An 11402-nucleotide genomic window follows, 5' to 3' on the forward strand; every position below is an offset into this window, starting at 1 on the left:
TCGCAACAGTGCCTGCTGCCTGAACTCCAGGCTGAACTCCTGCCCCTTTCTGCCTGCCTTGCTCTTGGTCATCGTCCACCTCCTATTGCGATAGTTAATCGCTTATAGGGGTGTCCGTGAAACGGGGGCAAGATCACCCGCCTTCGGCGAACGCTGGACTCACCGTAGCCAGGCAGAGAAATGTAAGAATTAGGTAAGCAAGAAACTTCATCGATTCGCTCCAGTATTCGTTGGCGAGGTCTTAACCGCGTCGCTTTGTATCACTGGTTGCGCTCCGGAGAAGCGATCAAATGATCCTACAGTATGCTTCTGGTTCAGTTCGCCAGAAGCATTGACTTGTGGCGGTGCTGTACCGTAAGAGCCGGGCGGCTGGCCATTCGGGCCTGGCTTGCTCGCATTGCCGCCTGCGAATGCCGAATAGGTAAGGATGCTGCCCATCGTGCCCTGGAAGAACATGGCTGCCATCGGTGGTACGGAAATGATGAGCGTGGTCAGGAGAAGGCCGATGCCGCCCTGCTGGAGTGCCAGTCTGCTGAGACCTTCCGCATCGGTGCCGAGGATCTTGTTGGCGAGCTTCGCGCCCCAGATGGCTTCGTTCACCGCGATCATCATGTCCAGCACCATGCTGGCGACTACGCTCAGCAAGGCCATGGAGAAAATCGTTCCGATGCCATACATGAGCCATCGTCGGAACAGGTCCTTGGTCTGGTCGAAGATCAGGCAAAGGATGAAGAGCGGGCCGAGGCCGATGAACAAGGCGATGGCGAACTGGTAGAGAAGCAGCATGGCACCGGCGGCCATGGGCGAACTGGCGGTGCCGAAGGCGGCCAGCATCTGGGCACGGGATTTCTCAGACCGGGCCTCTTCGTCTCCAGGTACCACCTGCACGGCGTTGATCGCGCCCAAAGCGAGCTGGGTCCAGCCGAGATTCCTGTCGATCGCCGATGAGGTGGTTTCATCCGAATTGCCGGTGAAGAAACCATGGAACTGCTTATCCAGCGTTTCGGTCAGGAACTTGTGCAAGTCCGTGCCCGCGAAAGCCATCGTCGACGCCGCGCCCACGATGACGGCCACGCGCCCCATGCTGAGCACGGTGGCCATGAGGGGTTCTCGCATGGTGCCCGTCAGGATGCGATAGCCCTGAACGAGAATCCATATCGTCACCAGCATCAGTGCCATGGCGCTCGCCCATCCGGCAACGCGTTCCATCATGCCGTAGCCGAATTTCTCGATCTTGTCGCTGAGCCAATTGAAGATCAGTCGATAGTAGATATAGGCAGTTACGTCTTGCATGTTCCCTCATCCCGTGGGCATGCGCGTCGCGCGCCCTGTGGCTGTGCGCGAAGGTCCGCGCGCTCGTATTTTTTGATCTGGGTCACTGGTTCAGCTTGAGGGCGCCCTGTAGGACGGCTGTATTCACCAGCGTTCCCCAGATGCTTGGCTGACCGTTGAGTGCCCGTTTTGCCAACACCATCTGCTGTTGCTTCAGAAGCTCGAGCTGCACGTCGTATTGATCCATGCTGGTCTGCCACTTTGTCTTGGCCAGCTCGAGATTGGCCGAATAGCGCTCGGTTTCCTGCATCAAGCCTTCGGTATTGCCTGGTGAGTTGCCGATGGCCTTAAGACGCATATCCGTGATTTCCATGAAGCTTTCGGTCTGCTTCCTCAGCGACTGGAGGTAGATGATGGTGTCGTTGTATTTTCTGTTCTGCGTCATGACGATCTTGACGCACGTCTTCTGCTGCTCGCCGATGACATCGGCCTTGGGGTTGACTATGTTCGCAAGCGACGAGGTGACTTTGTCGACTATGCTCGACGGCGAGGCGCCGGGGCACATGATGTCGACGCCATAGTCGGGGTCGATTTCCGTGAAGTTCTGTTCGATGTCGAGAAGCTGAAGGTCCAGGTTCCTCAGCTTGTTGAGCTGCTGCTGCCAGAACGCTGCTTGTGCGGTGTAATGGCTTATAACTTTGCCGTACTGAGCCAGCGTTTTCCCCCAGCGCATGTATTGGTCCTGGAAATTCTTTGCAGCCTGGGCGATCGCGGTGTAGTCGATGACCGGCATGCCTGCTTTGGCGGGCTCGCTGCTCATGGAGCCAGCCATGGTCAGGGCGGCGACGACGGCGATCTTGAGCGCATGGCGGCGAGCAGTGGTGAACGATGAGGTCAGGTTCATGGTGACTCCAATTCAGCGACGGTCTGGCAGTTAGGCAACACGCTTGGACGAGGACGAAGGCTGCGTAGGGGTGGGCTTGCCCTTACCGCTGCCTTTTCGGTGGGCGTAGAACGTTTCCAACCACTGTTCTGGGCGCAGATCGTCGGGATGAATGCCCTCCTGCTGAGCGTTCACCTGCAGGACCTCGTGCATGATCTCGATGTTGTCCGTCGAGGCCGATATCACGGCCAGCTCGTTGTCCAGCCCGCGGAGGTTCAGCTGGCACACGGCCGAGGCATGACCTTGCTTGACGAGGAAGCAGCGCAACCGTTCGTCGAGGCTGACCACGACCTGGTATTCGGCATCCGTGAGTTTGAGGCCTTCCACGTAGTCCTCGCGGCTGGCGTTCGGATTGGGCAGAAGGATCATGGTGGCGGTCTGCTCGATGAGAGCGGCAGAGATGTCGCTGGCGAGGGCGTCCTCGGGGCTTTGGGTGGCGAAGATGCCCATTCCGTTCTGCTTACGGATGGTCTTCTGCTTGTTCTTGGCGAACTCTTTCAGTCCACCCTTGCCATCCAGGATCTTCCAGAATTCGTCCATGACGTAGATCAGGCGTCGTCCATCGATCAATGCCTCGAGACGATGCAGGAGGTAGTTGATGACCGGAGCTCGAACCTCCGGGTTGTCGATGATGTCCGTGTAGTCGAAGCCGATGATGTTCGCCTTGGTGAGGTCGACGGTGTCCCTGGGGTTGTCGAATACCCAACCAAGCGAGTTGCCGGCGGTCCACTTGCGCATGCGGATAAACAGGCCATCGTCCCCAAGATTGGGAAGGCTCTTCTGGAAATTGGTCATGCTGCGCAGATGCATGGGCGTGTCGAGAATGTTCTCGACGGCGCGGAAGATATCTTCCTCTTCCCGCGAGCTGTAAACGCTCTTGCCCGCAAGCACCTTGACGAGATCGGCCAGGAACTGGACGTTCTCCTCGGTGCGCTCGCATTGAAACGGATTGAACCCGGTGGGCATGCCGTTTTCCAGGGCAAGATAGTTACCACCGCAGGCCCGGACGAAAATTTCGGCGCCTCGATCCTTGTCGAAGAAGAAGATGGTCGGGGGCGGATCGAGCTTCTGTACCTGGCTAAGCAGGAAATTGATCAGCGCGGTCTTGCCGGTACCCGACTTGCCGATGACCATGGTGTTGGCGATGGCTTTCTCGCCCAGCGAATTTTCCGCCGGGTGCGTCGCGTGGAAGTTGAAGAAATAGGGCTGCCCGTTGGTGGTCTGCAGGGTGGTGACGCAGTCGCCCCACGGATTGTTTTCCTTCTTGCCCGTCGCGAAGTTATGCAGCGGGGAAAGGCCCAGGAAGTTCAGGGAGCTGATGTTGGCGAGGCGAGTACGATATTTCCAGTTGCCGGGAAACTGGGCGTAGAACGCCGATGTGACCGCCAGGTCTTCCTTGACCGAGACGAAGCCGGCGTTCGAAAGCTCGGCGCGGGTCGCTGCGATTTGCTGCGACAGCTGCTCCTGGCTAGGCGCGTAGATGGCGATGGTGAAGTGATACTCGCCGAGCACGAAGTTGCCCGAGGCCAGTTGGTCCATCGCGTGGTCGAGTTCGATGATCTGGCTGACGGCCTTGTCGCCGGAGGAGATCATCATGCCCTTGGTGCGGTTCAGCGCGGATAGCGCGGCCTGTCGCCCCATGGGGGTAAAGGAGTGCATTATGACGTACTCGAAGTCGAGGTACTTCAACCCGTTCAAGATGCCTGGGTAGGTGCCGTCGACAAACTCCTTGAAATTCAGGATGGCGCCGAAATGATTTGCGCCGTTCGGCGTCGTCAGGACGTAGTCGCCCGTCTTGGCGGAGAACCGCTGGCGAGTTACCGGCAGATAGTCGTAGATCGGCGCGCTCAGCGCCGGGACCGGTTCGTCGATGCGGTTGAGGATGTATCCGTAGAGTTCGAGGATCTCGGAGAAAACAACGCCGTTGGAGGCCTCGTACAGACCCAGGCGGTAAGGTGCATAGTCCTTCAGCACGGCCTCGACGTTGCCGGCAAGCTCGAGAATCGTCGATATGGCGTGGGCTTGCAGTTGCTGGAGACGCTCGACGCTCGAGGCCTTTTCAGCGAAGCGCTTCCCCTCGACCACGGGACGGTAGAGCATGGTCAGGTAGAGCTCGTTCTGCATGAGCTTCTGCCCGGACAGGGAGCTGTAGTAGGCGTCGGAAAGTCCCTGGTTGAACGGTTGGTCGAATGACGACTTATCGCGGATGGTGCGGCGGCGCCGGATGTCATGAACCCAGAAGGCCACGTTGGTGTAGTCCGGGGCACGCAACGTCTGCAGCATGCGGTTGAAGGTGTTGTGCCTGTGTTCGATCTCCCATTCTTCACGGCCCACGAACGGAAGGCCGCCTAGACGCCAGACCAGCAGGAAGTCTCCACCGGTCGTCTTGACGACCGTCGGCGAGACATGACTCGACAACGTGATGTGGGAGGCGATGGGGGCGTCGGGCGTAAACATGGCGTCTTTACCGTGGAATGCTCGAAAGGCCCTGGCACAACGTGCCAGGGCGTAGTTTTCACTTCTTGCGCTTGTCGCGAGGATCGCGGTAGGTATTCGGTGTGAATACCCACATGCCATCGTGCTCCTGCAGGTTCCGCATGCGTGTGCGGAACTGAAGCCGCAGGCCAAGCAGCCGGAAGATCATCTCGTCGCGCTTGGCCATCATTCGCATGATGAAAACGACGACGGGGATGAGCAGCAGGAAAAAATAGTTGAAGTACATGGCCATCAGCAGGCACGAGCCCGCACCCACGAAAAAGGGAATGTAGGGCACTCCCATGAACATGGGGGGGCGCGTGCAGCCGCGGAACAGTACGTTTTTATGCATGGAAATGAATCAGGTGCAAGGCGGCATTGATGGCATCCATCATGAACGCCTGGTTCACGCACTTGTCGTTGTCGGCACCAGAGCCGACAACCGTCTTGGCGATCTGCGCCGCCGCACCGATGAGCACGCCGCCGAGCAGGGCAGGGGTGACGTCGGAGATACGCTTGTGGGCGAAGGCGATCTGATAGCCGGAGAAGATGACGGCCACGGTGACGACCACGATCGATGCCGCGTTGAGGATGGTCTTGATGCTGCCGAAGAAGCCGCAGACCTTACCCTGGGTGTCACCGTCGACGTCAGCCAGGGCGACCCCGGGCATGAACAGCACGACGGCAACGAGGAAGAGGGCGAAAGTATTCAGCAGCGGATACTTCGACTTTGCGATGGAAGAGCTGAGGGTGGACAGGGACATCTTTCGGTTCCTTCGTTTCAGTTGAGTCGGATCAATGGTGGGCGGGATCGGGCCGCCCACGGGTGACCGCGTACCGCGCGGTCATCGGTGCACTGGCATCGCCCGGCATCCGTCCGGGGCAAGCCTGCGATTCAGAAGACGAATGCATCGTCGGCGTTTCCGTTGCGCAGGTCGGCGTTGTCCATGCCGGGACGCCGCGGAGCGGATGGTTGAGGAGCTGTTGCCTGCGTGGGGTCGTTCGGGCCATGTACCTCGGGTACGAAGACGCCGCCATTGTCGACAGGAGTGGGCATGCCATTCGCGGCCGCAGAGACCCCCACCTGGGACATGACTGCCGCCGTGGCGGGATCGGTCCGGATCCGCCCGGGTTGGTTCGCATTGGCATTCGGTTGCCATTGAGCGCCCACCTGAGACATGACTGCGGCCGTCGCTGGATCAGTCGGAATCGGACCCGGCAAGGGCTGCGCCTGCATCCCATTCGGCATGCCCGTATAGCCAGGCGGTAGAGCGGCAGGGTTCACGGAGACCATCCGCTGCGCCTGGTTCGTGCCGGTCATGGCGGCGACTGCCGGCGTGATGGCAGCGGATGCCGCAGCGTCGAGGACACTGCGCATCGCCACCCGATAGGCCGGGCTGTCGGTCGTGACGATCACGGGGCCTTTTCCGGCATTCACGATCTTGGCCTGTGTCCGGGTCAATTGCAGGGGGATGGCTTGCGCCCCTGTATTGATGGCGGCGCGGGCCATGGACTGGAACACTTTCTGGACGTATCCGTCCTGGTAGCCGGTGGTGAAATTGCCTGAGTAGTAACAGCTGAACGCCTTGCCCCAATCCCGTCCCGCGCTGTTGTAGCACTGGGAGAGAATCTGGGAGCCGGCGACCAGGTTCGGGCAATACTCGAACGCCTTGTCGTAGGAATTGAGGCCGAATTTACCCAGGTTCGCGCGATTGACCTGTGCGACGCCAAGGGAATAGTTGTAGCCCTTTTCCTCGAGCATGCGCACCGTGGCCACGGCTTCGCCGAGGTTCTGGGGCTGACGCACGAGCTGTCCTCCTACCACCCCGATCGCATACGGGTTGTGGCTGGATTCGACATTGACAACGTGCTGCATCACCTCCGCGGGTACCGCGAGGTTCTGGCACGACATCATCATTTCCATTCCTGGTAGCACCGTTACAACTCCTGTCTCATGACCGAATGTGTGGCGAGTGTTACCCCCCGTCCCCGCCCAAGGCGCGAGCCGGGTTGAAGTCGATGCCGGTGATGTAGCGCCGGCCCCCATGTGCCTTGATATGAACGACGATATCGATGGTAAGCATCAGAAGTCGCTTGATGGTCGCGAATTCCAGGCCTGCGCCTTCCGTGGATGCCTTCACCATGAGCGCGAGCTGGTTCCAGGTTTGCTCCACGCTTCCCGCATGGCAGCTGGTGATCGATCCGGGATGGCCCGATGCGCAGTTTCGAATGAAGTAGAACGACTCGTCTCCGCGAAGCTCGGCGAGAATGATTCTGTCCGGCTTCATGCGAAGACAGGCTTCCATGCAGCTCTTCGCGCTGACATTGGTGGTGCTTTGACCGCCCTTGGAGTAGAGCAGGTGGACGACGTTGGGCTGGTCGATGAACAGCTCGCGCGCATCCTCGATGGTCACCAGGCGTTCGTCGTGCGGAATATGGTTCACGAGCGATTTCATGAACGTGGTCTTGCCGCTACCCGTGGCGCCGGCGACGACGATGTTCTTCTTTCCCAGCACGGCATGCTTGAAGAAATCGGCATAACGCCGTTCCGCACGAAGCTCCAGCAGCTCCTTGTCGACCTGGCTGATCGTGTTCGCGCCCTCCAGGATTTCATTGAAGAAACCATCATCCTGATACTGCGAGAGAGTGCGTGTCTGCCGTGAAGGAAGGCGGATCGTGATCGAGATGCGACCCGCCTCGCATGCCGGCGGAATGACGAACTGCGCTCGCTGACCCGTGGGAAACGTCAACGAAACCACGGGGTCGGTATCCGTAATGCGCTGCCCGGTGTTGCTTTCGTTGACGACGGCCGTACAGAACTGCCGCGCCCGCTCGAAGGTGAGGGAGGGTACTTCCACCTTCTGCCAGCCGCCGCGCCGTTCGAGATAAAGCTCGCCCGGGCGGTTGATGCAGATTTCCGTGACATCCGACGACGCAAGGTATTCCTTAACGCTCAGCACTTCGTACTGATAGTCGAGGAAGTCGTTGCTGACGGAAGCGAGTGCGGGTTCGTTCATGCCGTTCTCAGTACCGGGCGACGACGCCGGCGAAGTCCACGTCCTTGGCGACGTAGACCGCCAGGACGGTGCCTTGGTTGATGGTCACGGTGGCAGGACGGTTGGCGGCGCGCTGCACGGCCTGATTCGATAGCTGCTGAATCGTATCGGCGGTATTGCTCTCGAAGGGGGTTTCGGCAGCGAAGCCTTGACCGACCACCGTGGTCTTCGGGCCATGCTTCGCAGCTTCGTACTTGAACGCGTCGCTCAAGAGGCTGATCAGCAGTGCGGCGCCGACGCGGCTACCCCAGTGCGCGTTGTAGTGGCCAGGGTGTCCGGCACCACCCAGTTGGTCGATACCCGGGCTCGCCATGTTTACGTCGATACCGGTGGGCGTGACGATGCGATCCCAAATGACGGCCACGCGCGGACCATCGGGCTCCATTTCGTACTTGCCCATGACTTTCGATCCCTTCGGCAACAGTAGGCGCTTGCCCGTGAAGGAATAGACCGGCTCGGTGACGATGCATGACGTGAAGCCCGGGATATCGGTAACGATGCGGGTTTCAAGTACGCAGCGAATGAATGTCCCGCGCAGCATCAATGTGTCCGGATGCGTCAGCGGAGCAGCGCTCGAAACCTCAGGAAGGTCCTTCGCGGTGTAAGCCAAGTTATTGGAGTTGCTCATCCGCGGGCGCGGTTTTTCAGCGGCATTTGGGTCATAGATATAGGGCATGCCGCCGTACGGACCTGCTTGACCAGCGCCCGTGGGGTCTTCGGCGCCCGGAGCACCCGGGACCGCGGGAGCGCCGCCTTCGGCGACACCCGTGGTGCCCATGCCAGCCGCCGCGATGCGGCGCTCGAGCAGGGTGGGGCCACGAGGACGATCGGGCTCAGGTGATGGAGTGTTGCGAGGCATCGCCGGTGCGGGAGCCAGCTCGATCGGCTGTGAAGGCTCGGGCGTAGGCATGGCGGGTACCGGTTGCGGCGGCGCACGCGGGGCCTCGGGAATCGAGACGACTTCCTCGCGCGGCTTCGGCTTGGGCTTGTCGCCACCGATGCTGTTGAATGCCCAGATCGCGATGACCACGAGAAGCAGGGCAATGCTGGCCAGCAGGCCGAGAGCACGCCGGTTCATGCGGTTCATGTCGGTGGACGTCAGCTGCGGCGCAGCGCTGTCCAGGTCGGGTTGTCGGGCCTGCCGTGCCTGGGCCGAATAGGGGTTGTTGGCAAGCGGATCATGCTGGGACTCCACATTGGCGCCCTGCTGCTGGGCGTTGCCGTGGTTCTCGTCTTCCGGATGATTAGGCGTGTTCGGGCTCACTTCTTGGTGTTCCTTCGCAGACCCACGACGTTGTCGCCGTGACGGATAACAAGGTATGCATACGTGCCGTGGACAACGATGGTGCTGCCTTCGACGGTCGTGTTAACCACGGCATCCTCGCCGTGTTCCTTTTCGCGCATGTAGACCGTGGGAAAGTTGCCCGTGGGGAATTGCTTCATATCGGGCATCTTGATGTACGTGAAACGGCCATCGTCGTAGACGTTCACGGGAACCAGCCAGGGCGGAGTCCTGCGCGTCTTCGCGAAGTCGTAATCGAAGTTATAGTCGCGCCCCTTGACCAGGCCGGTATCCAGCGCCGGCGTTTCCTCGACCTTCTTGGTTTCAGCCAGGAAGCTGGTGTCTGCGGGGTAGGTGAACACGACCTTGTACTGGACGCCCGCACGTCGGGCCTGGTCGAGCGTTTTCCAGTCCGTGGCCACCACCTTCAACTCGAAGATGTACGAATGGGTCGCGGTACGAATCATCATGTTCGTATCCACGTCGACGTTCTTGGGCTTGACGTAGAAAACGTTGTCCCGGCGGGTCAAATCCCAGCCGGAGCTGAAGCCGGTGCTGTAGTCCAGGATCTTTTCGTTGGGACTGAGTTCGATCTGCGTTGTTATGCCCAGGCCGACCCGGATCGGATAGATGCGGTCCGCGGCGTATTCGTAGGTGGTGACGGCCGAAGCGCCCTGGGATGGCTGCGGTGAAGCCGGCGGTACGGTGTCCGCCATCGCGGGTAGCGCCGAGATAGCGGACGCGAGTCCCACCAGTACGGCAAGGCGTAGGTTGAAGGATCGGTTCATCAACGGCGCCCTCCATTGGCGGCGCTTCGTGGGGTCGGATGGCCCGCTGCCGTTGCGCCGGGCGCTTCGGTGACGGGAGTGGTCGGGTAGGCTGCGCCGGGCTGCACGGCAGCCGGTGCAGGAGTGGGAGCGCCGATCTGGCCTGGAGCGATTGCGCCGGATGGCATGTCGGCAGGGTCCATCGGGGCCGCCGTCGGGGCCGCGGCCTGCGGTTGCACTGCATTCGGATCGGCTACGGCGCCGCCCGGGGCCGGTGCTTCCGGCGGAGGCGTCGATCCGTAGTCGTTGTCGACGCGATAGCTCAGAACCTGGAAACCCAAGGGGTTTTCAACCCTGTTCTGATCGTCCATGCCGAGGTTCGGCTTGTAGACGAACTCCATGGTGGCGATCTTGCTATCGAGAGGGACGGTGCTGCCGTTGCCCTTGTCGTAGACCGAGCGCTGGAAACGGACCGTGGCGCCCTTCGGCGGGGAACCACCACCGCCACCGACGAGCACGATGCTGAGAATCTTGACGCGGATGGCCTTGGTGGTGCCGTAGAGCTTGTAGGGGCTACGCTCGTTACTGGACGAGTGCAGGTCCAGATACGGGCGAGCCACCTGGGGAGCCGCCATGGTCATGACGGTCGGCCAGTCGCGAAGGTTCGTGAGCGCCAGGTCGTAGGATTCCCTGGCGAGAACGAAGTGGGCGATGTTGCTGCGATTGACGGCTTCGTTGGCCGTGACGCGGCGATTGACCAGGTCGTCTTCCAGGCGCGAGATCGTGCTGGTTCCCGAGTAGGGATCCGCCAGTACGATGTAGGGCACCTTTTCCTTGAGCGGAAGGATGTAGAAGTAACCTCCGATCAGGCTGAGCGACACCAGGACCGAGCATGTGGCGACGATCCAGGCCCGGCGCTCACTACGTCGCGCCATGTCCGCGATGGACACTTCGAAGTTCACCGACTGCGCCACCGCGGCGTCGATCTTCGGCGATTGTTTCTTCTTGAGCATCTTGGCGTCCGTCAATTGTTGTCAGGCGTGGCCGGCTTGCCGGTCACCTGGGCGGACGCTTGTGCGGTGGCCGGCGTGGCGGTGGCGGCGGGTGCCGTCACGCTGCCGACTTCCTCGACAATGATCTGCGGGCCTTCGATCACCACGGCGATGCCCTGGGGGGCATAGATGGCGCTCAGCTGCGATGCCGCGTCACGCGCTTCAGACGTGTGGATTTGTGACGCAGCTTTCGGAAGCGTGTAGTCGGACCGGAGACGATAGGACAACTTCAGGCCCGTATCCGCGCTCCAGCGGGTGAGCATTGATCTTGCCCCTGATTTACGGACACCTATCTAAGCGACATTGGCCAGCTCGTACTGCTCTGGGCTGAGGTAGCCCAGGGTCGAGTGCAGCCGGATCCGATTGTAGTCAACCTCAATGTAGTCAAACACATGAGCCTTGGCCTGCTCCCGTGTGGCGAGGTGTTCACCATGGATGGCCTCGACCTTCAGACTGTGGTTCCAACTCTCCATTGCTGCGTTGTCGTAGCAGTTGCCTCTGGCACTCATGCTGGCGATCAAAGCGTATTGCTCCAACAGGGCGCGGTGCTCGCGC

At 60.5% G+C, this 11402-nt stretch carries 11 protein-coding genes and 1 pseudogene; all 12 read right to left on the bottom strand.

Going from position 1 to position 11402, the window contains the following annotated elements:
* Positions 1-207: 207 nt before the first annotated feature.
* Complete coding sequence (locus tag GAK28_RS24560) at positions 208-1293, bottom strand: type IV secretion system protein (RefSeq protein ID WP_291785506.1); 1086 nt, start codon at positions 1291-1293, stop codon at positions 208-210.
* Between the two features lie 82 nt (positions 1294-1375).
* Entirely contained in the window at positions 1376-2176 is an 801-nt protein-coding gene (locus GAK28_RS24565) for a hypothetical protein (protein ID WP_291785509.1), read from the bottom strand.
* Positions 2177-2206: 30 nt separating this feature from the next.
* Positions 2207-4672 (bottom strand): VirB4 family type IV secretion/conjugal transfer ATPase, encoded by a 2466-nt coding sequence (locus tag GAK28_RS24570; RefSeq protein ID WP_291785511.1) that lies wholly within the window; start codon positions 4670-4672, stop codon positions 2207-2209.
* 58 nt (positions 4673-4730) lie between these two features.
* Positions 4731-5042: a VirB3 family type IV secretion system protein gene (locus GAK28_RS24575; protein ID WP_291785513.1), complete on the bottom strand. Its 312-nt coding sequence runs from the start codon at positions 5040-5042 to the stop codon at positions 4731-4733.
* Complete coding sequence (locus GAK28_RS24580; RefSeq protein ID WP_291785516.1) at positions 5035-5454, bottom strand: TrbC/VirB2 family protein; 420 nt, start codon at positions 5452-5454, stop codon at positions 5035-5037. Before GAK28_RS24580 ends, GAK28_RS24575 begins: the two co-directional genes overlap by 8 nt.
* 689 nt (positions 5455-6143) lie before the next feature.
* Positions 6144-6614 (bottom strand): annotated as a pseudogene (locus GAK28_RS24585) (lytic transglycosylase domain-containing protein); the annotation flags it as partial.
* A 52-nt stretch (positions 6615-6666) separates the two neighbouring features.
* On the bottom strand, positions 6667-7707 hold the full coding sequence (gene virB11, locus GAK28_RS24590; protein ID WP_291785519.1) for a P-type DNA transfer ATPase VirB11: 1041 nt from the start codon (positions 7705-7707) through the stop codon (positions 6667-6669).
* 7 nt (positions 7708-7714) lie between these two features.
* Positions 7715-9010 carry a TrbI/VirB10 family protein gene (locus GAK28_RS24595; RefSeq protein WP_291785522.1) on the bottom strand — a complete coding sequence of 432 codons (1296 nt, stop codon included), beginning with the start codon at positions 9008-9010 and terminating at the stop codon, positions 7715-7717.
* Entirely contained in the window at positions 9007-9816 is an 810-nt protein-coding gene (locus GAK28_RS24600; protein ID WP_291785525.1) for a TrbG/VirB9 family P-type conjugative transfer protein, read from the bottom strand. Before GAK28_RS24600 ends, GAK28_RS24595 begins: the two co-directional genes overlap by 4 nt.
* On the bottom strand, positions 9816-10808 hold the full coding sequence (locus GAK28_RS24605) for a type IV secretion system protein (protein WP_291785528.1): 993 nt from the start codon (positions 10806-10808) through the stop codon (positions 9816-9818). Before GAK28_RS24605 ends, GAK28_RS24600 begins: the two co-directional genes overlap by 1 nt.
* Positions 10809-10819: 11 nt before the next feature.
* On the bottom strand, positions 10820-11110 hold the full coding sequence (locus GAK28_RS24610) for a hypothetical protein (RefSeq protein ID WP_291785530.1): 291 nt from the start codon (positions 11108-11110) through the stop codon (positions 10820-10822).
* A gap of 30 nt (positions 11111-11140) precedes the next feature.
* On the bottom strand, positions 11141-11402 hold a 262-nt coding region (locus tag GAK28_RS24615), incomplete at its 5' end, for an IS3 family transposase (protein ID WP_291774508.1).

The sequence above is a fragment of the Luteibacter sp. genome (assembly GCF_009912395.1).
Taxonomy (GTDB): domain Bacteria; phylum Pseudomonadota; class Gammaproteobacteria; order Xanthomonadales; family Rhodanobacteraceae; genus Luteibacter.